Origin of the sequence: Rhizobium sp. BK313 (genome assembly GCF_014193655.1) — a bacterium.
GTDB lineage: Bacteria > Pseudomonadota > Alphaproteobacteria > Rhizobiales > Rhizobiaceae > Rhizobium.
Map to the genome: position 1 here is coordinate 216,255 of NZ_JACHZQ010000006.1, position 23,668 is coordinate 239,922.

Genomic DNA, 23,668 nt, shown 5'->3' on the forward strand with positions numbered 1-23,668 from the left:
GGTCAGGCGCGCTGCTTGCTCTTATCGATTGGCCGAATTTTCCCGGGGTCCAAGTTAGGCAAATGGCGCAAAGTGACCTCGGGGTTCAGCGGATTTTGAGCCTCCGGCTCTAGCAAGAGCGTGCTTCCTTGGAGGGAATAGAGTTGATGATGTTTCATCAAGCCAGAAATAGAAGGCTTTGCGTGGATCGGTACGATTAATCCGCCGTCGAGCAGCGAAGGCAGGCCAAGCTCGGTTACCTCCCAACCGGTTGAGACTAAGAGTTGCACCAGCTTCGGGTGCGTTTCGACGATCACTGAAATAATGCCCGCAACAAGGCAGAATTCCATCACGCCGGTCATTAAGACATGTGAGGCTGGTATCCCATTGATTAGAATTTCCCCTTCCGCGACAGCGCAGCGAGTCCACTCGAAAATCTGGCGCGAACGCGGCCATGTTTGCCCGTTCATGATCTGCGGATAGACGTCGGATAAGAGATGAGGTTCAGTCGTCGGGAGTAATCGCGTATATCCCACGACAGTATCTTCAAAGAACAGCGCAAGGTGCAGGGCACGGTCGTGATCGAACTGGTCAATTTCCCGTCCGTCACTTCTGCGAAGTGCCTCCCAGCCGAGCCTTTCGACGAATTGCTCGTGCCGAAAACGCCAAATTTTCTCCATTGCTTGCCCGCTTGATGCGTTGCAACCGACGTAAAGTCTTATCATTCTTCCCTCTGTTTTGGGCGAGAATGCATGAGACTCCCTATCATTTAAATGAGTGAAATTACCTAGTTTTCACGCATCTGCCGCAGAACACCGTCGTACATGGTGTCGCGAAAAGACAAGGAATGCCAAAGGCCCTGCGCGACCCAGAACCAGCCCTGGGAGCCGCAGGCTCACGGCGTCTAGCGCCTCGCCGAAGTTGACCGCACGAACATCCGCCCACCGTTGAGGACACTGATTAGGACAGCAAAGCTTAAGAGGACCGATCTAAGGGACCGAGATTTGGCGCGCCAATGCTTTCGCTTGCATTGACGGCTCGACAGCATGGGAGCTTCTGGGGAACTTGCAACCGGCAAAGTCGATACTGGGCTCGCGGCTTCGCTCAGCCCTTACCCAGGATGTATGCTTCACCGAAGTATTCCGTAGCGAAAACTTTCCGCGATCATCTGCGCCGCGTTGACGACATTGAGCTTGCGTTGAACATTGAATATTTCGTTCTGAATGGTTCTATGTGAGCGGCCCAGAATTGCCGCGATCTCTACCGCTGTCTTGCCCGCAGCGCACCACTGAATGATCTCGCGTTCACGCGCTGTTATTCTCAAGAGGCCCTTATTTTCGGAGTTCGCTTTTGGCGTTAGTAGACTGCGCACTGTGTTATGGGCGTAAATAGATATGATATGCAGCGCCCCTCTCGCAGCATGCGACAGATCCACCTTCTCTGCCCCGAACGTTATAATTGCCTGAAAGCCGTCGGCCGTGTGCAGTGGCACGCTATAACCATCATTCATTTTGAATGCTCTGGCCTCGCTCATGACGCGGCGCGCATGGCGGCCGAGGTCTTGCCCCCGCAGTGCTTCTGACCAAACAAAAGCACCGTCTTGCATTTTACTCAGATGGATTACGGGATCGGCATGGACGTAATTGGCCGTTGAATAGCGTTCAAACCATTCACAGGGCCATCCGTTCAACAAGAAGTAAGGGTCAATGCGTTCCGTGGGCAAGGGTATGCCCGACATTGCAAAACAACTAAACCCAAAGTGGCGCGCTGTTCTGTCCAGCGACTTCAGTATATCCTCCCTGCTCTTCGCCACTGCGGTGTCCGACATAAAGTCGAACATTATGTTTGCGGTTGCCAAGGCTTCACTGTCCACTTTTCCCTCCAGGACATGCTATTTCGAGGAACTACTATTCTTTGTTCCCGCTTCTCGCAAAAGCTATTTCCCCGTTAATTGTTATAGATCAAAAGCTTAGCGAAGGAGGCGCCCCTTTGGCCAAATTGCCAAGGTAAGGCAAGACGGTTCATCATCAGCTCGGCATTTGCGAGTGACAATGCACGTCAAATACATATGCCATTGGGATGACGAGCCTACGACAATTCGCCTTTTTGACGCCGACAAAGGCGATGACGGTTACCGGCGCCTTAATTGATAGAAGCTGATTGGAATGGCAGCGAGAGCGGAGCATAATGTGGTTCAAGTCAGCACGATAATGCGAGCGTTTCGTCTTCATGTGCGACCCGACCGCCAACCTCTTCCATCTTCACCTAAACCGGACAAGCACTACTGAATATCGCAGGGTGCAAACCGCAGCCATGCTCACTTGGCGTGAGACAACTGTATCGATCGCCACATGAGCCGGGCACCTCTTCACTATTCTCTGCCTGGCGAAAAGGCGATGCTACCGGGTGGCTTCATCGGAAGTGACCATAAGCTAAGTAATAGTGCTTATTTACGGGTGCATTTATATAGCTAATATGAGTTAGAAAGACGGACGAGAATTGCGCCCCTGGGAATTTTTGGAGGCGCAACTCGCCGAATAGCACTCCCTCATTCAAGGTCAAGCGGCTCCCGAAAGCGTTTTGATAGTCGCAATTTCCACAGATCAAATATGCATCTCGGGCAGTTTCTTTGCCTCCTTCGGAAGGTTTGCTATTGCCTGAGTTTTTGGAATGGAAGGCGCAACCGCTGCGGCCCGGGCTGGCAGCGCAATGAGAAATACTGCCCGCCTACGCGTCAACTGAAATTTACCGACGACAGAGAATCAATGGCTTAACGCGGTGAATATGTGTTGGAAGCGCATCACAGCCCATTCGACCGCAATATTTTTCAATCTGGTTCCGGCAAGTCTCAACCGATCTTGGAGTTAGCCAATGACAGTTGCGTTTAGAAGTCAGCCAGCGACAGTTGCAGGCCCGCCCTATACAGGCCCGGCTATTGGCACTTCCGCGCCTGCAGTCGCACCGGCGCCTGCCTTCGCGCAGACCGATCTAGTTGCATTGTCGCGCTACTTTTGCCTTCTGATGATGCGTAACATCACAAGCGACGGCTATGTCATTGAGGATCCGGTATCGCCCGGTGTCTTTTCCCTCCCGGGCTGCATCATCGCTGCACCCTCCTATCCAGCGAACACCCCCGGCATCGACCAGGACTATGTTTTCAACTGGGTCCGCGATGGAGCTATTACGGCGATTGAGATGGCGCTTGCCGGCTTGCCGCCGGTTCCGGGTGGCGGCGTGCCGAGCCTGATCGACTACGTAAGCTTCGCCGCGCTCTGTCAGGCGAATGCGAAGAATTCCGCGACGGTCACACTTGGCCATGCCTGCTTCACCATCACTGGCGAGGTCCGTCCGTGGTCGGAGCAGAATGACGGGCCGGCCATTCAATCGATTGCTATCCTGACCTTTTTCGATCAGCTGGATGCTGCCACGCAGACAATCGCCAAACAATTGGTCGAGACTAACCTCGCTTATCTTCTCGAAGTCTATCAGAACAGGACGACAAATCTCTGGGAGGAATATGAGGGCTATTCCTTTTTCGCAAGAGCCGTACAGCTGCGCTTTTTCCGGGAAATTTCCGGAAATGCGATCGGGATTGCGGTGCCTGCAGGGGTGACCGATGCCATCTCGTGGCTGGAAAGCCAGCTGGCCAGCCACTGGAATGGGCAACTCTATGTGAGCATTCTGGATGGAGCGGTGCAAGCCGGTTACGACGCGAACATCGATATAGTCTCTTCGGTCTGCTATGGCGGGATCGAGCCGACCGATACCAAGCTTCTGGCAACGGCGGCCATCCTGCGACGCCAGTGGGCCGATCCTTCGTCTTCCAGCTATTACCCAATCAATGGCGCCGACGCGGCCAAAGGGCTCGGACCGCTCTTCGCGCGCTATCCGAGCGACCATTATGATGGCGATGTGGCCGCTCCGGTGGTCGGCGGGCATCCCTGGGCTTTGTGCACCGCCAACTTCGCCGAGTTTCAATATCGGCTTGCCAATGCCATCGAGGCCAGCGGCACCATCCCACTCGATCAGTTCTCCGAACCCTTCTTCGCGGAACTGGGGCTCGGCCCATCCAGCAGCGCTGCCGACGCTTCAGTTGCTTTGCGGGCTTCGTCTGACGCCATGCTGCGCGCCATCGTCTATCACAGCGATGACTATGAATTGAGCGAACAGTTCGATGGAACCACGGGCTATGAGAAAAGCGTCCGCAACCTGACCTGGAGCTACGCCTCTTTTCTCTCGGCAGTCAGAGCCCGCTCCGGTGGCACCCAGACCGCCAAGTCCAAACCCCGAAACCTTCGCAGCCCAAGATCCTGATGATTTCAGGCCCATCCGGCCTGACATCTCAATTGAACCCAAAGCGGCATGATCGGCAAAGCCTGATGCGGCTTTCCGGAATGATGGAGGACCAGAGTGCTTTTTCCCCTCGAAGCAGCGCTGAAAGCCGACGCCAAGACCGTCGAAGCGTCTGGCGACTACGATATCGTGATCGTCGGCGCCGGCATTTCCGGTGCAATCATTGCCAAGCAGGCTGTGGAAGCGGGCAAGCGTGTCCTTATCCTTGAAGCCGGAACCGGTGCCAATAGCACTCTGACAGGCTATAACGACCTGCTGACAACCTTCTATTCGGCAGCCAGCAAGGATAATCAGTCACCCTTTCCGCTGAATGCCAACGCGGCCATGCCCCGCAGCCCGCAGCTTCGCAAGCTGCAGGCGGGGGAAACCGATAGCTCGACCTATATCGTTCAATCCGGCCCTTATGTCAGCGATACGACATATACCCGCATTTTCGGCGGAACCACCATGCACTGGGAGGCAAAAACGCCTCGCCTGCTTCGCTCGGATTTCAAGACGCGCACCAATTTCGGCCAAGGGCTGGACTGGCCACTGGGCTTTGAGGAAATCGAGGACGATTACCGCCTGGCCGAGCGGGAAATCGGTGTATCGGCGAATGTCGAAGACCAGCAATATCTGCAGCAGACCTTCCCGGACGGCTATGTCTTTCCCATGCGCGGCTTGCCTCTTTCCTATTTGGACCAGCAGGTCAACAAGGGCATCGAAGGCACCAATGTCGAACTTTACGGCAAGACCTATCCCCTGAAGGTCAGGCCCTATCCGCAGGGGCGCAACAGCATACCAAACCCGGCCTATGATGGCGGGAAAGGTTACCGTCCAATCGGCGCAGTCAATACGCATCAGGTCGAAGAGGGCGGTCGCTGCCAGGGCAATACCAACTGTGTACCGCTCTGTCCCGTGCAAGCGCGCTACCACTCGGGCAAAACGCTTGCTAAGGCGTTCGCGGCAAACGGGAAAGAGGGCGGACGGCTTGTCGAATTGCTGTCGCAGGCGGTCGCATCGAGGGTCGACATCGATGCAGAAAGCGGGAAAGTCCGCTCGCTGGAGGTGAAGGTCTATAAGGACCCGGCCTCACCGGCCCATGAGACCATCACCGTGAAGGGCAAGGTCTTCGTGCTTGCGGCAGGCGCCATCGAAACGGCGCGTCTCATGCTGGCCTCCGGGCTGCGCAGCACCAGCGGCCTTGTCGGACGCAATCTGATGGACCATGCCTATCTGCTGAACTGGGCGTTGATGCCGCAAATCTGCGGCACGATGCGCGGAACCAGCTCGACGGGCGGTATCGTGGATCTGCGCGACGGCCCCTTCCGGGAAAGGCAGGCAGCCTTCGCCATCGATATCCATAACGACGGCTGGGGCTGGGCGACCGGCGCGCCGACCTCCGACCTTCTCGAATTGGTGGACGATCGCAACCTCCATGGGGCGGATCTTCGACGCGGCGTCATCGACCGGGTTTCGCGGCAGTTGTTGCTGGCATTCATGATCGAGGTCATGCCCGTCGAAAGCAACCGCATCACGGTGGATCCGCAATATACCGATGCCCTGGGCAATATGCGGCCCATCCTGTCCTTCACGGTTCCCGAATATACCATGAAGGGTGCCGCCTATGGCCGTCAGTTTGCGCGCACCGTCTTTGCACGTTTAGGCGCGCAGGATCATACCCGATACGACCCCAGCGACTTCGGCTATGTGGCCTACGAGAGACAAGGCTATGCGATCCGCGGCGGCAACCATCTGGCCGGCACCCATATCATGGGAACGTCGAAGACCAATTCCGTCGTGGACAAGAACCAGCGCAGCTGGGACCACGAAAACCTCTACCTCGTGGGCGGCGGCAGCATGCCGACGATCGGCACGGCCAATGTCACCTTGACGCTGGCCGCCATGTGCTTCCGAAGCAGCCGCGACATTCTGAAATCTCTGCATTGAACGAAGACCAACATCCGGTGCGCGGAATGAACGGACGACCTCGGCGCAAGCGACACCAAGCCGGCCTGTGCACCTAACTTATCTTCCATGGAGCTTGAGCATGCATTCTTACAGCATTAGGACGCTCGACGAGCTGAAAGAGTTTCTCCACCGGGCAATGCAGCTCGAACATGCGACGATTCCGCCGTATCTGACGGCGCTTTATTCGATAAAGCCCGGCGTCAACCAGGATGCGACCCAGGTTCTGCGCGTGATCGTCGTGGAAGAAATGCTGCATCTGACCATCGCGGCCAATATTCTCAATGCCATCGGTGGCACGCCGGATCTTACTAGGCCGGACTTCGCAGTTAGCTATCCCGCCTCTCTGCCGGACGGCGAGACCGATTTCAAGGTCAGCATCCAGGCTTTCAGTCGCGACGCGCTGGCGACTTTCCTGAAAATCGAGCGACCGGCCCAACGTCCCGAACATCTCGCTGGCAGGGGCCTGATACAGCGCAAGGCGTCCCCGCATACCACCGCGCTTGGCAGCCATCCGATGCACGAGGACCTCTATTTTTATAGTATCGGCGAGTTCTACGCGGCCATCGTAGAAGGCATCAAATACCTGGAAGCCGAAGCGCATCGGGTGGGCACAACCATTTTTACCGGCGACAAGTCACGCCAGATCACCTCGGAATATTATTATTCCGGCGGCGGCGAGCTGTTTCCCGTGACCGATCTGAAAAGCGCCTTGGAAGCCGTCGAGCTCGTCATCGAACAGGGCGAAGGCGACGGTGGCGGCATCTACGACGACGACGAGCACGAACTGGCTCACTACTATCGTTTCGAGGAGCTGGTCGAAGGCCGCTACTACCAGAAGGGCGACCAGCCCGGCCATCCCACAGGTCCGCAGTTGCACGTCGACTGGGAGGGCGCCTATCCCATCCAACAAAACCTGAAAGTGAACGACATAACCGGAGACCGGGAACTGCTTGAGGCGACGATCGCCTTCAACATACGCTACGGCGAATTTCTGCAGCTTTTGACGCGTGCCTATAACGGCCAGCCGAGCCTGCTGCTGGAAGCCGTTCCGATCATGTTCGAATTCCGCAACATGATCCTCGAACTCATCCGCAATCCCCTACGGGGCTGTCCCGGTAAGAACGGCAGCCCAACCTATGAGATCCCCTCCAGTACCAAACAGCCAGCCATTACCCGCCAGGCGGAGGTGACCGCATGAACAGCCGATTAGAGATATTCCTGGGCCTTTCTGTCGAATTGACGGCTTTCTCCCACTTCGATCTTCTGGGAACGGGCCTGACGGAACGCTATCTCGCTACACTCGACAAGGTGGTCGGCGGCGAGATCACCGACGCGCTGCTGGCCGCCTTCGTCGCCTTGCCGCCGGAAGACGAGGCCCGTATCCGGGCAATGCGCACGACCATTCTGGGCAATGAACTGCTGGGAGACGTGGCTCGCGCGCTGATTAAGCTCTGGTATTCCGGGACCTGGTTCGAGCTGCCCACCGCCTGGACGGAGCGCTTTGGTCCTAGGCCCGCGGATACCACCTTCGTCGTTTCACCCGATGCCTATGTCGAGGGTTTGCTTTGGAAGGCGATCGGAGCCCACCCCGCAGGCGCCAAAGCGCCCGGTTTCGGCTCCTGGGCCTTTCCGCCGAAAATTCCCCCTCTTCCGGGTCCCGACTATCAAAACCTGGTGCCACCGCCGTTGAATGGCCTTTAAAGAACTGGATCATTGTTATGACGACACATCTGCACCGACTGACGCCTGCCAAGGTCTGGCTTGGTGTCATCCCTACGCTCTGGTGGAATGACGATTTCATCAATATCGATATCGGCATCCCCTACGAGCAGGCTCTAAGTGAAATGGCGCTCGCCGGCTATGTTGGATGTGGCGTCGGCCATAAATATCCGACGGACCCGAAAGTGTTGCGACCAGCCCTTGAACTCAGGGGATTGCGGATCTCCGAGCCTTGGGTGAGCACTTACTTCACCATCAAAGCGATGAAGCGTCATACGCTGGACAATGTCGATGCTCAGCTCGACTTTCTCGAAGCCATGGAAGGTGACAGCCACGATCCGCGCAGGGCCGATCTGGTCGTCTCCGAGTTCGGCGGGGCGGTCAATCCGCTTCCGGTCGCCCTGTTCCCGAATTGCCCCGATTTCTCCGAGGACCAGTGGAAACACCTGATCGAAGGCCTGCATGAGGCCGGAGAGAAAGCCAGGGCCCGTAACCGCCGGCTCTGCTATCACCCGCATCTCGGAACCGGGGTGATGAAGACGGAAGCGATCCACCGGCTCATGGACGAGACGGATCCAGGCCTGGTCAACATGCTTCTCGATACCGCGCACCAGGCGGCTGCCGGTGTCGATCCGCTGGCATTGGCCAGAAAATACGCCCACCGCATCAAGCATGTTCATCTGAAAGACATTCGTGCCGGGGTGGTTGATGAGATTCACCGCGAGGGATTGTCCTTCCAGCAGTGTATCGAGGCGGGGATATTTACGGTCCCGGGGGATGGCTCCATCCAGACCTTTCCGGAAATCCTCGATGCGTTGGCCGAGGCGGATTTCGCCGGTTGGATCTGCGTCGAAGCAGAACAGGACCCGGCCAAAGCCAATCCGCTGCAATATGCGAAAATGGGTCGCGAATATCTGCGCAAGTTGCTCGGATGGTAGCCCAGGCACGGACTTTGTGTTTCAGCCCCGATAGCGATGTGGAGGAGCCGGGGGGATCTCTCCTCATGCTTAGATTCCAGATCTAAACCGCCTTTGTACAGTATAAAGTCGGCACACGCACCTCATGTCGGCTCCGTGAAAACCAATATTTACGAGTTTGCCTGCTTTCCATCGCGTTTCGTAAGATGTTTCAGAATATTCTTAAGGGATCGATCGCGAGGACGGAAGGTACATACTTCTCTATAAATTCCGAATTGATCACTAACCACGCGTTATTGGGTAACAATAGCTGGAGCAATGGCGATGACAGAGGCATTCAAGCGAGATATATATTTCAGCTTCTTTATGTTTACAGCCGATTTGAAGCCGAATGACGCGGGCTACACCCAGGTTCTCCTCAAACATCTGAAGGCCCTTACCGACATCGGCTACACTGGCTTTGATATGCATATCGCCCCACGACCGGCCCATGTCGGTCATTACGCTGAGGTCGAAAGCTATGTCCACCTCAAGAAGGCATTCGATCAGGCGGGTTTCCGGGATGTGAAATTCACAACCAATGTTGGGACCACGCGAACCTTCGATCCGACATCACCCTATGAGGAACAGCGCAAGCAGGCTCTGTCCTATCTCAAATCCCGCGTCGATATCACCTCGGTGCTGGGCGGGGAAAATACGATCATGTCCGGGCCGTTCCTCTACCCCTATGGTATCTTTCCGCTGACCGATGACGGTGAACAGATCTGGAGCGACGCGCTTCACGATTGGATAAAGCCACGATTCGCTGCGGCGAGCTCCATCTTTCGGGAGTTGGCGGAATATGCCTCCGAAAAGAGAGTGAAGCTCGCCATCGAGCCAGTCAAGAATTGGGAAACGCCTGCGCCGACCATGGTCTCGGAAGCGCTGGATTTCCTCGAAGACGCCGACATTCCGGTCTGTGGCGTCACGATCGATACAGCCCAGGTCGTGATGGAGAGCCAGGGTCCGGCAATCTTCAGGAAAAATGTCGCCCGTGCCACACAGCAGAACCGGCTGAACTACGTTCACATCTCGGCACCAGACCGGGGCGCTGTCAAAGACAGCTGGATTCCCTGGGAGATTATGTTGGGCGAAATCGAGCCGGTCTATTCCGGCCCCTACCTTGTCGAAGTCTTTAACGCGATTCCACCTTTCGAAAGCTCGATGAGAATGACGCGCAGACGCTTCTGGCGGCCCGGTGAGGACGAACGGGAGGCGAACGTCGACAGCGCCTACGACGTTGCGCGCGCGGCCCTGGAGACATTGCAGGAAAAGATCGCTTCTCACGGTCGTCAATCTCATCCGTGACGGCGCTCAGCCGCCCATGTTGGAAACAACCCAAGACGGCGACGCCGGAAAGGCAACCTCCATCCAAGACCCTCGAGGCCGGCATGGTAGCCAATACTGTCTGGCTGCCCTGCCCGAGTGAACGTCAAACATCAGCAAGCGACCTTTGAATCAGGGAGATACCTATGGTGGCGCAATTGCCGGATCCGATTAAAATCTTCAGGCGAGCAGGCGATCTTCGTATTCATACGTTCATTTCATCTTTCACAGATGACAATATCGCCAATGCAACGCACATAATCGAAAGCAAGAACAAGCTGGTTCTTGTCGATGGGCAATTCCTCGTTCCCTATGCGCTGCAGTTCAGGAAGTATGCCAATAGTATTGGCAAGAAGATCGAACGGATTTACCTGTCGCACAGGCATCCCGACCATTGGTTCGGTCTGGGAGCCGCATTTAGCGACATTCCGATTTATGCACTACAGGAAACGATAGAGTTCCTGAAGCAGGATGGGCAGGCTTCTCTACAAGACCATTGGAAATTGGGTAACCTCGTTCCGAACAGCCTGGTAATTCCCGAAGAAACTGTACGTGCCGGCGAGGAAATCATCGACGGAGTCAAATATGTATTTGACGAAGTCGTTAATACGGAGATCGATTTTCTTCTCACAATAGGTCTTCCAGACGTTGGCGTTTTCATTGCACAAGACCTGATTTATAGCGGGACGCACCTCTATCTTACGAAATACATGGAGCATTGGATTGGGATTTTGCAGAATATGCTGCTGTCCGACTATGACCTGTTCCTTCCCGGTCACGGCTTCCCGGCTGACAAAAATGAGGTTGCCAAAAATATAGAGTATTTGTCTGTCGCCATGGGGGCTGTTGGCAAAGGTCTCACCAATGATACTTTCAAGCGCTTCATGCTGGAAAGTTTTCCCGAACGAAAATGCCCCGCAATATTCGATATATACATGCCGCGCTTATTCGATAACGCGAGCGAGTTTTAATATATTGCAATTGCCGCCAACAGGGGAGCCTTTAGAACATGGGCGAGAAATTCACGGTTGGACAATATATGGTCGACAGACTTCATGAGCTGGGTCTGCGGCACCTCTTTTCCATAGCGGGCGATTATTCGATTGAATGGGTAAACAGTTACGTCGAGAAAAGCCCTATACGGGTCATAGAAGACGTGAATGAACTCAATGCGGGTTATGCCGCTGACGGCTATGCGAGACTGAACGGAATTGGTGCGTTGTGCGTTACCTATTCCGCAGGTGCGCTTTGCGCCACAAATGCGATCGCCGGATCCTACGTCGAGAAAGTGCCGGTTGTTTTGATCAACGGGGCGCCAAGCATCAAAAAAACGCTCACGTTCGAACAAACCGGCTACAGTTCGCATCACTTCATCAGTGGACGGGAAACGGATCTTCAGGTGTTCGAATACATAACTGCCGCTGCAGTCCGTATCGATAGCCCTCATCTTGCGCCGATGCTCATAGATTACGCGCTGACGCAGTGCATCACGGAGAGACGTCCGGTCTATATCGAGTTGCTGGAGGATATGGTGGACCTGGAATGCGCACGTCCGTTGACTGCATTAAAACCAGCGCCGGTTATGTCCGACGAAGACAGCCTGAATCAGTCGATTACGCAAATCAGCGAAAGATTGCAAAATGCTACCAAACCTCTGATCTGGATTGGTGTCGAGATCGACCGGTTTGGCCTTCACGACCAGGCAGAGCGACTCATCCGGGATCTCAAAATTCCCTACGTGACCGAGCTTTTGAGCAAGTCCATCCTGTCGGAAGACGATGCACAATTTGCCGGGGTATTTGATGGCAAATCGTCATCACCCTATGTTCAGTCTTTGGTTAAAGACTCCGATTTCGTATTGGCGTTAGGCGTCTGGTTGACGGACATCAATGATTTGGGCTGGCCTATCGATTTCGAAAAAACCGCATTTGCCTCCTGGGATACATTGAAATACGGCGCAAGCTTCGAGGCACAGGTTTCGCTGGCGGATCTCGTCAACGGCTTAATTGACAAAAGATTGACGTGCAAAACCCAAAGTTTTCCAGCAAAAACAGCCCCGCAAGCGCCGGCCGTGAACCTGGCAGACGGAATTACGTATCAGGGCTTCTACGATTTCATTCAGCACCAGATCGACGGAAATACTATCGTTGGTGCCGACGCGAGTTTGAATTATTTCGGGAGCATACTTCTGAAAGTGGGGGCGCGCCGCGGTTTCATCGTTCAATCATCTTATTCGGCGATCGGTTATATTGGGCCAGCCGCGACAGGGGTTTCTCTGGCGAAACAAGATAAACAAAGGCTGATGGTCTTTTCGGGGGACGGCGGGTTTCAGATGACCGCTCAATGCCTCTCGACACAAACCCGTTTCAATCTCAACCCGATCATCTTCGTGATGGACAACGGTGTCTATGGCGTGGAGCAGTGGCTTGCCGATGCATCGGTTTTTCATGGTAACACGCCGTTCTACAATTCATGCAACCTGCACCGATGGAATTACAGCAAGTTGGCAGAGGTCTTCGGCTGCCGAGGCTGGGAGGTGCACACCTATGGCGAACTGGAGGAAGCTGTAAATGGCGCCAAAGAAAACCTGAACAGCCCGTCCATCATCCAGGTTGTCGTGCCTCAGCGGTCGATCCCCGACAATGCGAATTGGAAGGCAAACTAGAGTGGCCGATGCCGCAGAAATTCTGGGGCGGCGAAAGCCGCTCTCGGGACGGCTTCCGCATAGTAGGTATCACACTGAACAACTGATCCAGTCTGTCATAGTGTGTTAAGACAATCTCGAAGCCTTTGGCGAAATGCTGGAAAAATTGTGCCGGAACATTTCCGACGACTAGACCAGTTGAAGGTCGATCTGGCGGTCGTTGGAGCAGCTCTGCTCCAACGTATGTGCGGTCTTCTTTAAAGATCCAGCCCCGCTTGCGAAGCCACACGTCAAGAGCACAACGGTCAATCGATACGGACCTATCCTCACTCGGGCATAGGACCATCTCGTTGAGGGCGATGTCCTTCTCAACATCGATCAAGCCAATGATAAATGAGACGGCCGTTCGACATAGATGCGTGACGAGCGTCTCGGCGATTGACTGCGCTTCGGATTATATTGACCTTCTCGCAAATGAGAGATTCACTTTCGGCGCATCCCTCAATCTTGTGGCGACAGCTTCTGCATCTCGGACAAATATTTCGTTCAAAGATACAAGATCGGAACGCTCCGAAATGCAGCGCGTCTCAGGATCATATGCACTTTGATGAAACCCATGGGACTGGAGCAAGCTGACGACCTCTGCCTTCGACGTCCCGAATCTCTGCAAGGTCCAGTCCTGCAATTCAATGACAAGCACTTTCAAATTCGGATTGCCGAGGAGGTTGGACGCCCCTATCAGAGCGTTCATCTCATACCCCTCCACATCCATCTTTATAGCTGCGGGGTTCAGCGCAATCTCCTGGTGGTCAAGGGCGACCATCTCGATGAGTGCAGTCTGCTTGTTCTCCACTCCGTCGGCAACTATGTGATCCAGCCCGCCTTTACTTGTCGTTATATTGACTGATCCTCGTTTTTCGCCAACAGCACAGTTATGCGTAAAAATTTTGGGTTCTAATTGATTGAGCCTGATATTTCTCTGGAGCTTACCGTATGTCTCAGGGTTAGCTTCGAATGCGACTGAGGTCGCTCCCGTGATTGTTGTGACCCAGATGGAGTATATTCCAACATTCGCTCCGACGTCGATAAATTGGTCTCCGTCGCGCAAAAAGTGGGCTAGAAGCATCATCTCTTCGTAGTCGGGAATAGAATTAGAATATACAGCAGAGCCGTAATTTTCCTTACGCCCCAATATGATATCAAATTTTCCGCCAACCGAAACCACATGCTCTGAGCGCATTGCTATCTTTGCAATGTTCCACAAAAAGTAATCACCTATGGCGCGAAATCTTGATCCATAGTTCAACGGATGTTGCCATATATTACGCATCACTGCGTATCTACCTCGCAGCATCCAATATATCCGATTGATCATGCCCTCCCCCCGAGTGCACATTGACGTAGAGTTCACTAACAAATGAATTCCCGCAACTAATCTCCGCGGTAGCAATCGGGCGCTTACTCCCGTTCGTCGGAAGACGAAAGGGAGTCTAGCTTGCAATAGCGGCCCTGCACGACATCAACATTTCATTCCAATCGCGCTTAGCCCCTTTATCACTCTCGCGTCGGAATCGCTTGTTTCCCAAGGCAGTGTCGATCGCGGATATGATCTTACGGAAATCGGCATCGTCGGTTGGCTCAAATTGCACCCCTAGGCGAGTGAGTTGAGCGTTAACTGCCCCAATGATCTCTGCCGCCCCCGCCCAATCCTCCTTGGCAGCAAGCACTCCGCTTATCGCGGACAGGGCGAGATTCACCACCATTGGGTAGTCGTATTTCTCTCCAATGGCCAGAGCTCTGCCCGCAAACGTGGCAGCATTCCGCCAATCACCGCTGTGTAGTCTAAAATGAGCAAGATTTTGGTACAGGTGCCCCGGCCAATAGGTGTCGCCCAGTTGGTCAAGTAGCTTCAGCGCTTCCTGATAGTGCTCTTCAGCGGTTGCTTCATGGCCCTCAGCGCGTTCCCCTTCCCCGATAGCAATAAGTGCAAGCACGGTTCCGTAGTCATCACCAATTCGACTTGATAGTTCCAACGAATTCGCGATCAACGCTCCCCCTGCCTCGAGATCGCCTGCCGTAGCGTTTGCGATGCCGGCAATAATCCCCGCACCTGCAATTCCTGCTTCGTTCTCCAGTTCGGAATAAATTCGGTGACTTTCGGCGCCGTATTCAAGCGCTGTCTGAGGGTCGCCAGACATGTATCTGATCAACGCCGCAGACTTCAAAATGCCTGCGAGCGGTTCCGGTTCGGCTGTTGCCCGCGCATGCTCCAGTGCCCTGTCTGACCACGTTCTCGCCTCGGAAAACTGGCCCCTGGATATCCAAAGCCACGTCAGTGCCTCAATCAGCTTTGCCGATTCCACAGCGCTGGAACCCTTCATCCGCCATTCCAACGCTACTCGAATGTTTCCAGATTCCTGTATTAGATGCTCCACGAAATCGCGCTGGTTGAACTTCAGGACATTCGGCGCGGACGAGAGAACTAGGTCGGCGAAATAGTCTGCGTGGCGATCCCGGATAACCTCGTACTCGCTCGAGTCTCGCAGTCGATCGAGGGCAAAATCGCGAATAGTGTCCAGCATGTTGAGGCGCGGTCGACCGAGAGCCATCGTCCTAGATAATAGACTTTTATCCAGGAGAGCTTCGACTTGTTCGACCACGTCGACATCACCCTTGAATAAGGATTCAGCCGCGTGGAGATCGAATCCGCCATTGAACACCGCCACGGCATAAAAAAACCGTCGTTGCCCTTCTGTCAGAAGATGGTCGCTCCAATCGATCATCATACGAAGGGTGCGATGACGAGGATCAATATCCCTTACTTTGCTTCGAAGGTCCTGCATTCTTGATTGAAGCCGGTCCTCCAATTCGGCGATACTTAATAGACCGACATGCGACGCCGCCAATTCAAGCGCTAGTGGTAGCCCGTCGAGCCGCCGACATATCCTAGAGACTAAAGTTAGGCTGTCACCTTTCAGGCTGAAGTCTGGTCGCTCGCGTTGCAGGAAATTGAGAAAGAGTTGAACGGACGGGTTTTCGCGAACCTGATCGTAATCTGCCCCTTCATCGGGAGGAGTTAGGGGACTTACGACGAGTTCGATCTCAGAGCGTAATTTGAGGAGCTCGCGGCTCGTGGTCACCACAGTGACACCGGGACATTTCCGAAGGATGACATTTACGACGGCCGCGCCATCTACAAGATGTTCAAAAGTATCAAGTATTAGCAATATTTCTGCGCTGCCGAGCGAATTGCACACGGTTTCCACAGCCGAAACGCCCGGCACCTCTTGCAGGCCGACGGCCTTGCAAATCTCCGAACCGATCAACTCCGGATCATCAATTTCTCTCAACTGTATGAAGAACACGCCACGGGAAAAGGAACTTATTGCTGTCCTTGCAGCATGGATTGCCAAGCTGGTCTTGCCTACGCCGCCAGTGCCGGTCAGGGTGATGAGCCGATTCTTCTTATCTACTATGATGCGATTGAGCTGGGCCATTTCGGCTTCCCGCCCGTAGAGCGTGGGTACGTCAGAAGGCAAATTGGTGCGGTTCGCGCCAATAGACGAGATAGGCGCGAAATCGCTTTGCAGTCCGGGGATCACCAGATCAAACAGGGCTTCCGGATACCGAAGGTCCTTTAGGCGATGGAAGCCGAGATCGCGTATTCCCACGCGCGTTCCAACCGGGCCCTGTGCTATCTCCTCACGGACAGTGTTCGAAATTACAATCTGACCTCCGTGCGCCGCAGAAGCGATACGAGCCGCACGATGAACTTCTATTCCAGTTATTGCGGTTTCGTGTCTCCTTACGTTTCCAGTGTGCAATCCCATCCGAACCAATGGCTTACAGCCTTGACGCCATTCTTCCGCAGTCAGTGCAACTTGCGCATCAATTGCGGCCTGAACGCCTTGAGCAGAGGCTGGAAAGAGTGCAAATACGGCATCTCCAACAACGTTTATCTCTTCGCCACCATAAGAATGAATGGCGTCGCGCAACAGCTCATAATGCCGAAAGAGCATGTTCTCATAGAGATCGGGGTAAGACTCCACTAGATTTGTTGATCCCTCGATGTCGGTAAACAGCATGCAAACGCTATTTCCCGGCAGGTGGTAAGGGCTTTCTACCTGGGTTTCCATAGCAGCACCTCTCCCGCTTTTGCTGCCTGATCCTGCGCAATCAAATATTTCCTTCGAAGACATTTCGTCAGAGCGAGTTGACCTAGGTATGTTCTTAGACGCTTAGAGTACGGTGAGTCATTTTCCACGAATTGCACCAGGTCGTTCCATGAGGCAGCACCATGGTCGTCGGCCAACTGACGTTCAGCTTGCCGGAGATCCTCGCTTTCTGGCCGAAGGCCACGTCGCTTCGCTTCGGAGACGGCCCTCTGATAAATGTTGAACTTCATCAGATAGGCCTCGAATTCGCCCGAACCCCGAAGTATATGCCAAATCAACGAGATCGGCACGGTGAATTCTCCGCTTTGGCGGTTAATTTCGTTGCGCAACCTGATGTAGGCCCTGCCGGAACAAAGAAGCCACTCGATAAATTCCGGCTCAATTTGCTGAAAGTCTGCGCCACTCAAAGGATCAGCGCTTCGCTCTCTACCGCTGCCTAGAAGCCCAAACAGTCGAGATGACCCGAACTGACGACCGGAACCGTTGTCGGCCTTCAGTAATCTCGAGACAAGCCGAGCAGCTTTAATCGCATCGGTGCGCTTTGTGTCTATCTCTCTCAAGAAGCCGAGGATGCCGCTAGGCAGTTGCAGATTGGCCCGTCGACAGGCACTGGACCACGTCCTGCGACTAAAGTGTAACGACTGAGCCGCCGCGATAATCTTTTCGGCCTCGGACGCTTCCACAAGGCCTTTCCTAATTGCTCGCCGTAAAGCAATCCTCATGTTGATAAGTGGTTCCGTAAGGGATGGAAACGGCATCTCCTCGCGAAACAGAACCGCGACCTCGTCCTCGTTGGATATCACTCGATCTTTGAACAACCGATATATGATCCCTGCGCCGAGCACCCCCGCGGGACGACAGTCGGCAGCTCGAAGTGCGCCCATGCTGGAGGCGCCGACCACAACCGCGCCGTCCTGAACAACGTCGACGACTTCACGTGGCGAAATGGAAAGCACACCGCCAAACAGGCCGTCGAGTAACAGAAAGTACCCGTGCCTTAGGATACGATAAGCATAAAGGTCCCCCCGACTTGCCGGAGGCCTTATGATCGCGTCTGGCAAAATGGACCGTATTTCCCATGCAGGGGCACTCGGACCAACAAACACAACCGGCGGCATTCTGCTTGCGTCCATCGCTACAACAGGTGTCTTGCGCTTCGCCAGCCGATGCGATGGCGATCGATTGAAAACAGCGAGAGGCCGGGGATGCGAACTCTTACAACCGGTAAGCCCAGTGACTTCCGTGTCATGTCGACTATTATCGTCTGTGTAACTCCAACTCCCTTCAACCTCTTGAGAATAAAATCGATTTCCGCTGCGAGGTCTGGCAACTTTGTGTTGGCAATCGTGGAGAAGTGATGTCTGGTCGAAGAATCTTGAAACCTACGCTCGGTACGCCGCGGGTGGGGTGGTATCTGGTTGTAGGAGTCACGAGCGCCATGAATAACTCCGAGCCGCGATTGGTATGATTCTAAGATCGCATGGGTGACAGCAGTCTCAGCAACAAGGTCCGCGCCCCAACCGACAAACGTCAGTGGCATCGGACCGTTGGTCCCACAAAAGGACGGATCGATCAAAGTGCATGAGATCACAGCGATCTCCAGATCAGTGGTTAGGTCTTCCAGAACGAGCTCTAGGTTTGCGTTTCTAGCGCGCTCGACAAGCGCTTTGGGTTTGGCAGGAAGCGACTCGAGATCAATCCGTCTGCCGATAGGTCCGGTGTCCCCCTCATCCCCATACTGTTTGAAGAACTGACATTGGCTGACAGAATCTCGTTCAACAATTTCCAGGATCGCGTTTCGCACAGCCTGACCATGGGTGAACCCTGCAGCCAAGCCATTGGTGTCAACCTGACCGAGGATACCTTCCTTTGCGGGGGATCGCGCCAGATCGGCTAAAATCCAGATCGGATGCGCGTTCATCAGTTCCCAGCCCTCGACCCATTCGAACAGCGATTCCGGGCGATAAGTCGTCTCGGGAGGAATGTCGAAAGACAAAGGATCTGCGACACGGGCATCCGAGACGGCAAGTTCGACATAACTGGCAATCCGAGGCTTGCTTTCGAACTCCTCCGCGGATACCCGCTCTACCGCCTCCATTAGCGCACCAATGCGAGCCGTTTCCTTGTTCGTTCCCTTGCCTAGATGGGTTGTTAAGTCTTTTGCCAAGGGGGTCACCGCAGCAAATACGGGAATACCCAAGACGTCGAGTGACGTGATATCGGTTACACGCGTAATCGGAATTTTACCGATCGCCGAGTTGAGAGATAGCTCGCGTTTGGCTTCTCTTGAAGCGCAATACCCCTCATCACAGCGGTCATAGAGCGGCCAACTGTCGAGCACATGAGGCGAAATCACGATTTCAGAATCCGCAGACGATAGAGTGTTCCTTGTTAAGATAAATATGCGACCCCGTTTTTTGGCCGATGTTCACCAGAACTCCGATTTCTTGATCGGACAGGTTTCCGATTACATCGTGCACCGCCTTCGGGAGCATATCCTCCTGTACGTCAGGGATCACATTCGCATCTTTCAGCTTCTTAAAGTTGGACTGGAAATCTGGCATCCTGACCTCCTTTGGGCCTGGAGAAATTTTCTAACTCTTTCCAGATCGCTGTCAATGATCGCGACAAATCGCTCGCCGCGCGCTGAGAACAATAGAGTTTTTTACGGGCATTTGTCGAGTATTATGGCATAGCTCGAAAGAGCTATCGGATTGGATAGCTGTTTTTAAACTGGTCCGTTCTCAAAATGCGCCTAGATTTATTATCCCTGATCCGTACCAAGAGGGGTGTCGTCATGGGTATGCTTAAAAGACAATCGAATAGTGGTATGATGAGGGGAAGAGTTGAACTCTGCTTGCCAACGCTTCACGCGGCTTTTGATGATCTTTGGCGAACAGATCCTGTTCGGGAAATAACCATTGCGTTCTTGGTCCTTCTTCATCAGATCATGCGAGCGTCCGTTCCCCTCATGCAAAGCGCAGCGGAACGATGCGACCAATTGAAGGGAGCCGATGAACTTGCGCCGTTGCTGGGGGAATATTATCGGCATCATGTAACTGAAGAAATGCATCACGATACCTGGGGCCTTGACGATCTTAAGGCTGCCGGATGCGATCCTAAGGCGGTTTTATCCGTCACACCCTCTGTCGAAGTCGCACGGTTGGTAGGCGCTCAATATTATTGGACCCTGCATCACCACCCGCTGATGCTGCTCGGATATATTGCTGTCCTTGAAGCTTTTCCGCCAGCAGACAGTAAGGTCGATGAGATACGAGATCGATCAGGTCTGCCGGAGCCCTGTTTTAGAACGTTGAGAATACACGGGGATCTTGATCCAACCCACAGCGAAGAGATCGATGAGACGTTTGATATGCTGCCATTAAACCAGTGGCATATTGAAATGGTTGGTTTAAGCGTCGTTCATAGCTGCAACACGCTGGCGGAAAGCGTCCGCGCTTTACGCCCACTTTATCTGCGCTAGCATAGCGAGAGCATCGGTGAGTCCGCTCTCGTGCAAATCGTCCCGAGCCATAAGCCAACGGCCTCAGCGATGGCGGGCTCGGGGAAGCGCAAGCGCTTGAACCCAGTCGTGGGCTGTTGCATCCCGGCACTTCCGCGCTTCAAAAGCCTACCTTTCCCGCACGCTACGATTTGCGTATATTAGTTATCTCTAAATTTATCGGGGTTCAACGATCGGCAAGAGGGGTGTTCGCCATGACAATTGGCCGCAGCATGCTTGCAGGCGCTGCTTTCTTCGCGCTTGGCCTTAGTTCGGCCTGGGCCCAGGAGGCCACAAGTACACCCGGTGCACCTGGAGCGACCGCGACAATCACGGGAAAGCAACTTCCGCCTCCAAGTCCGCCTTTCGGCGGCGTGATCAATGAGAAGGCCTCGGAATCGAAACCCTGGTGGGCACCGCGTGTTGTGCCGCCGAAAGGCGCTCCGAATGTGCTGCTCATCATGACCGACGACCAGGGGTTCGGCGCGCCGAGCACGTTCGGCGGCGTCATCCCGACACCGGCGATGGATCGCATCGCCAGCCAGGGACTGCGTTTCACGAACTTCCATTCCACATCGCTGTGCTCGCCGTCCCGTGCGGCGCTGATCACGGGACGCAATCACCACTCCGTCGGCTTCGGGGTCGTCGGCGAAATCGCGACCGGATATCCGGGTTACGATTCGATTATCCCGATTGAGAAGGGCACGATCGGCACGATCCTGAAGGAAAACGGATATGCCACGTCGTGGTTCGGCAAGGACCACAACACGCCGTCCTATCAATCGAGTCAGGCGGGCCCGTTCAACCAGTGGCCGACGGGCATGGGCTTCGACTACTTCTATGGCTTCGTCGGCGGCGATGCCAGCCAGTGGCAACCGAACCTGTTCCAGAACACCACCGCCATCTATCCGTTCGAAGGAAATCCCGGCTGGAACCTGGAAACGGCCATGGCCGACGAAGCGATCCACTACATCAAGCAACTCAATGAGATCGCGCCGGACAAGCCTTGGCTCGTCTACTACGTGCCCGGTGCCACCCATGCGCCGCATCACCCGACGCCAGAATGGATCAAGAAGATCAGCGACATGCACCTCTTTGACGAGGGTTGGAACAAGGTGCGTGAGAAAATCTTCGCCAATCAGCAGCGCCTCGGCATCATGCCCGAGAGCGCGAAGCTGACGCCATGGCCCGAGGGATTGCCGCAATGGGATTCCCTCAGTTTCGAGGATAAGAAACTGTTCATTAAGCAGGCGGATGTTTATGGCGCCTACCTTGCCTATGCCGACAACGAAATCGGAAGGGTCATCCAGGCGGTGGAGGACCTGGGCGAGCTCGATGATACCTTGATCATCTACATTGGCGGCGACAACGGGGCGAGCGCCGAGGGCATGATCAACGGCACGCCGAACGAATTCACCACCTTCAATGGTGTCGCTGTTCCCGTCAAGGACCAGTTCCTCTGGTATCCGTTCTGGGGCTCGGAGCGGACATTCCCCCACTATGCCGCCGCCTGGGCCTGGGCGATGGATACGCCCTTCAAGTGGGTAAAGCAGGTGCCGTCGCATTTCGGCGGCACGGCCCAAGGCATGGTTATGTCCTGGCCGGGCCACATCAATGACGCAGGCGGTATCCGCAGGCAGTTCCACCACTTCATCGACATTGTCCCAACGATCCTGGAAGCAGCCGGCATCCCGCAACCGGAGACGATCGACGGTATTAAGCAGGAGCCGATCGAAGGCGTCAGCATGGCCTACACATGGGACAAGGCAAATGCCAACGCCCCGACGCAACACAAGACCCAGTATTTCGAGATGCTGGGCAATCGCGCGATCTATCACGACGGATGGATCGCAGCGACGACGCCGGCGACACTCCCGTGGGAACTCAGCACCAAGACGCCTCCCGACGTGATCACGGGCTACAACTGGGAACTCTACAACGTCGACGAAGACCCGACGCAGTTCACCGATCTCGCCGCCAAGATGCCCGACAAGCTCGGGGAGATGCAGAAGCTCTTCTACGCGGAAGCGAAAAAGTACAATGTCCTGCCACTCGACAACTCGACGCTCGCGCGCTGGAACACCCCCCGGCCAAGTCTGACGGCGGGACGGACGGAATTCACCTATTCAGGCGAATTGAGCGGCGTGCCAGCCAGTGCGGCACCCAGCACCTTGAACAAGTCCTACACGATCACGGCCGAGGTCGAGATACCCGAGAGCGGCGCGGAAGGCATGATCGTCACCGAAGGAGGACGCTTTGGCGGCTACGGTCTCTTCCTTAGCAAAGGAGACTTCGGTGTCGGCCGGGGAAAGGTCGTGTTTCTCTACAACCTCCTCGACTTGAAGCGGACGATGTGGGAGGGGCCGGAGCTCGAACCCGGCAAGCATCAGATCATCTTCGACTTCAAGTCGGACGGGCCTGGTCTCGGGAAGGGCGGCACGGGCGTTCTGTCGGTTGATGGCAAGGAGGTCGCCAGGAACACTATCGAGCATGGCATCCCGGTTACCTTCCCGGAGGATGAGACCTTCGACGTCGGTCTTGACACCCGCACGGGCGTCGCCTTGCTGGAATATCGCTACGACACACCCTTCCGTTTCACGGGCAAGATCGACAAGCTGACCTTCCAACTGGAGCCTCCGGCAAAAGCCGGCCCCTAGCGTCAGCAGGTAAGGCAACAGCTCGGACGAGGACGGTTAGCGGAGGTGCGGACCGATGATGCGCGTGCTTGATGTCGCTGCGTTCGCGGAGATCGCCACAGGTCTCGCGCTCGCGGTCGTGCCTTCGTTCGTGGGGCAGGTGTTGCTCGGCGAGGGGCTGACGGGCGCGGCGATTCCGACGGCGCGGGTTGCGGGCATTGCCCTGATCGCATTGGGCATTGCCTGCTGGAAATCAGGTCTCCTCGCTATGCTGATCTACAGCGTGACCGTGACGTTCTATCTTGCCTACCTCGGATTATGGGGTGGCTTCAGCGGCATCCTCCTGTGGCCGGCGGTCGGACTTCATGCGGCCCTGTCGGTCCTGCTCTGGCGCAGTCGTCCGAAATCTAACACCACCTAGTTCATGT

The 23,668-nt window shown here is 55.0% G+C and carries 18 protein-coding genes and 1 pseudogene; 11 read left to right on the top strand and 8 right to left on the bottom strand.

From position 1 onward, the window contains the following. Window positions 1–2: 2 nt before the first annotated feature. Both FHT86_RS27360 and FHT86_RS27365 read right to left on the bottom strand, forming a co-directional pair. Window positions 3–704 (bottom strand): acyl-homoserine-lactone synthase, encoded by a 702-nt coding sequence (locus tag FHT86_RS27360; RefSeq protein ID WP_166656935.1) that lies wholly within the window; start codon window positions 702–704, stop codon window positions 3–5. 404 nt (window positions 705–1,108) lie between these two features. Then, window positions 1,109–1,852: a LuxR family transcriptional regulator gene (locus FHT86_RS27365; protein ID WP_133710058.1), complete on the bottom strand. Its 744-nt coding sequence runs from the start codon at window positions 1,850–1,852 to the stop codon at window positions 1,109–1,111. Window positions 1,853–2,850: 998 nt separating this feature from the next. On the opposite strand from FHT86_RS27365, the gene FHT86_RS27370 reads away from it, so the two are divergent. From FHT86_RS27370 to FHT86_RS27405, 8 genes are all read left to right on the top strand, one after another. Then, window positions 2,851–4,293 carry a glycoside hydrolase family 15 protein gene (locus FHT86_RS27370; RefSeq protein ID WP_133710057.1) on the top strand — a complete coding sequence of 481 codons (1,443 nt, stop codon included), beginning with the start codon at window positions 2,851–2,853 and terminating at the stop codon, window positions 4,291–4,293. 96 nt (window positions 4,294–4,389) lie between these two features. Next, window positions 4,390–6,261 carry a GMC oxidoreductase gene (locus FHT86_RS27375; protein ID WP_133710056.1) on the top strand — a complete coding sequence of 624 codons (1,872 nt, stop codon included), beginning with the start codon at window positions 4,390–4,392 and terminating at the stop codon, window positions 6,259–6,261. Window positions 6,262–6,361: 100 nt separating this feature from the next. Then, window positions 6,362–7,480, top strand: a complete 1,119-nt coding sequence (locus tag FHT86_RS27380) for a ferritin-like domain-containing protein (protein WP_133710055.1) — start codon at window positions 6,362–6,364, stop codon at window positions 7,478–7,480. Beyond that, complete coding sequence (locus tag FHT86_RS27385) at window positions 7,477–7,983, top strand: hypothetical protein (RefSeq protein ID WP_133710054.1); 507 nt, start codon at window positions 7,477–7,479, stop codon at window positions 7,981–7,983. Before FHT86_RS27380 ends, FHT86_RS27385 begins: the two co-directional genes overlap by 4 nt. 17 nt (window positions 7,984–8,000) lie before the next feature. Further along, window positions 8,001–8,939: a myo-inosose-2 dehydratase gene (gene iolE, locus FHT86_RS27390; protein WP_133710053.1), complete on the top strand. Its 939-nt coding sequence runs from the start codon at window positions 8,001–8,003 to the stop codon at window positions 8,937–8,939. 297 nt (window positions 8,940–9,236) lie between these two features. Further along, a complete protein-coding gene (locus tag FHT86_RS27395; RefSeq protein ID WP_183868935.1) occupies window positions 9,237–10,265 on the top strand; it encodes a sugar phosphate isomerase/epimerase in 1,029 nt (342 codons plus the stop codon). Between the two features lie 164 nt (window positions 10,266–10,429). Continuing rightward, entirely contained in the window at window positions 10,430–11,254 is an 825-nt protein-coding gene (locus FHT86_RS27400) for an MBL fold metallo-hydrolase (protein ID WP_133710051.1), read from the top strand. A gap of 38 nt (window positions 11,255–11,292) precedes the next feature. Beyond that, complete coding sequence (locus FHT86_RS27405) at window positions 11,293–12,948, top strand: alpha-keto acid decarboxylase family protein (protein WP_133710050.1); 1,656 nt, start codon at window positions 11,293–11,295, stop codon at window positions 12,946–12,948. 210 nt (window positions 12,949–13,158) lie between these two features. Here FHT86_RS27405 and FHT86_RS27410 read toward each other — a convergent pair. The 6 genes and pseudogenes from FHT86_RS27410 to FHT86_RS27435 form a co-directional block, all read right to left on the bottom strand. Further along, a pseudogene (locus tag FHT86_RS27410) lies at window positions 13,159–13,324 on the bottom strand (IS630 family transposase); the annotation flags it as partial. A 57-nt stretch (window positions 13,325–13,381) separates the two neighbouring features. Continuing rightward, window positions 13,382–14,191 (bottom strand): FkbM family methyltransferase, encoded by an 810-nt coding sequence (locus tag FHT86_RS27415; RefSeq protein ID WP_166656934.1) that lies wholly within the window; start codon window positions 14,189–14,191, stop codon window positions 13,382–13,384. A gap of 226 nt (window positions 14,192–14,417) precedes the next feature. Next, window positions 14,418–17,063: an ATP-binding protein gene (locus FHT86_RS27420; protein WP_246779684.1), complete on the bottom strand. Its 2,646-nt coding sequence runs from the start codon at window positions 17,061–17,063 to the stop codon at window positions 14,418–14,420. After that, window positions 17,048–18,220, bottom strand: a complete 1,173-nt coding sequence (locus FHT86_RS27425) for a TfuA-like protein (protein WP_246779685.1) — start codon at window positions 18,218–18,220, stop codon at window positions 17,048–17,050. The genes FHT86_RS27420 and FHT86_RS27425 overlap by 16 nt, the downstream gene beginning before the upstream one ends. Before the next feature lie 17 nt (window positions 18,221–18,237). Further along, a complete protein-coding gene (locus tag FHT86_RS27430; RefSeq protein WP_312862541.1) occupies window positions 18,238–19,458 on the bottom strand; it encodes a YcaO-like family protein in 1,221 nt (406 codons plus the stop codon). A 4-nt stretch (window positions 19,459–19,462) separates the two neighbouring features. Continuing rightward, window positions 19,463–19,666, bottom strand: a complete 204-nt coding sequence (locus FHT86_RS27435) for a hypothetical protein (RefSeq protein ID WP_133710047.1) — start codon at window positions 19,664–19,666, stop codon at window positions 19,463–19,465. Window positions 19,667–19,899: 233 nt separating this feature from the next. Here FHT86_RS27435 and FHT86_RS27440 point away from each other — a divergent pair, with 233 nt between their 5' ends. From FHT86_RS27440 to FHT86_RS27450, 3 genes are all read left to right on the top strand, one after another. Next, window positions 19,900–20,586, top strand: a complete 687-nt coding sequence (locus tag FHT86_RS27440; RefSeq protein WP_133710046.1) for an iron-containing redox enzyme family protein — start codon at window positions 19,900–19,902, stop codon at window positions 20,584–20,586. 233 nt (window positions 20,587–20,819) lie between these two features. After that, on the top strand, window positions 20,820–23,261 hold the full coding sequence (locus tag FHT86_RS27445; RefSeq protein ID WP_133710045.1) for an arylsulfatase: 2,442 nt from the start codon (window positions 20,820–20,822) through the stop codon (window positions 23,259–23,261). Window positions 23,262–23,316: 55 nt separating this feature from the next. Continuing rightward, window positions 23,317–23,661 carry a hypothetical protein gene (locus tag FHT86_RS27450; RefSeq protein ID WP_133710044.1) on the top strand — a complete coding sequence of 115 codons (345 nt, stop codon included), beginning with the start codon at window positions 23,317–23,319 and terminating at the stop codon, window positions 23,659–23,661. Window positions 23,662–23,668: the final 7 nt, after the last annotated feature.

Bases quoted from the DNA above. Each gene is read 5' to 3' on its own strand.
- FHT86_RS27425 (WP_246779685.1), bottom strand. From the start codon at position 18,220: ATGCCGCCGGTTGTGTTTGTTGGTCCGAGTGCCCCTGCATGGGAAATA.
- FHT86_RS27385 (WP_133710054.1), top strand. From the start codon at position 7,477: ATGAACAGCCGATTAGAGATATTCCTGGGCCTTTCTGTCGAATTGACG.
- FHT86_RS27380 (WP_133710055.1), top strand. From the start codon at position 6,362: ATGCATTCTTACAGCATTAGGACGCTCGACGAGCTGAAAGAGTTTCTC.
- iolE (WP_133710053.1), top strand. From the start codon at position 8,001: ATGACGACACATCTGCACCGACTGACGCCTGCCAAGGTCTGGCTTGGT.
- FHT86_RS27435 (WP_133710047.1), bottom strand. From the start codon at position 19,666: ATGCCAGATTTCCAGTCCAACTTTAAGAAGCTGAAAGATGCGAATGTG.
- FHT86_RS27440 (WP_133710046.1), top strand. From the start codon at position 19,900: ATGGGTATGCTTAAAAGACAATCGAATAGTGGTATGATGAGGGGAAGA.
- FHT86_RS27395 (WP_183868935.1), top strand. From the start codon at position 9,237: ATGGCGATGACAGAGGCATTCAAGCGAGATATATATTTCAGCTTCTTT.
- FHT86_RS27370 (WP_133710057.1), top strand. From the start codon at position 2,851: ATGACAGTTGCGTTTAGAAGTCAGCCAGCGACAGTTGCAGGCCCGCCC.
- FHT86_RS27360 (WP_166656935.1), bottom strand. From the start codon at position 704: ATGATAAGACTTTACGTCGGTTGCAACGCATCAAGCGGGCAAGCAATG.
- FHT86_RS27405 (WP_133710050.1), top strand. From the start codon at position 11,293: ATGGGCGAGAAATTCACGGTTGGACAATATATGGTCGACAGACTTCAT.
- FHT86_RS27400 (WP_133710051.1), top strand. From the start codon at position 10,430: ATGGTGGCGCAATTGCCGGATCCGATTAAAATCTTCAGGCGAGCAGGC.
- FHT86_RS27445 (WP_133710045.1), top strand. From the start codon at position 20,820: ATGACAATTGGCCGCAGCATGCTTGCAGGCGCTGCTTTCTTCGCGCTT.
- FHT86_RS27420 (WP_246779684.1), bottom strand. From the start codon at position 17,063: ATGGAAACCCAGGTAGAAAGCCCTTACCACCTGCCGGGAAATAGCGTT.
- FHT86_RS27450 (WP_133710044.1), top strand. From the start codon at position 23,317: ATGATGCGCGTGCTTGATGTCGCTGCGTTCGCGGAGATCGCCACAGGT.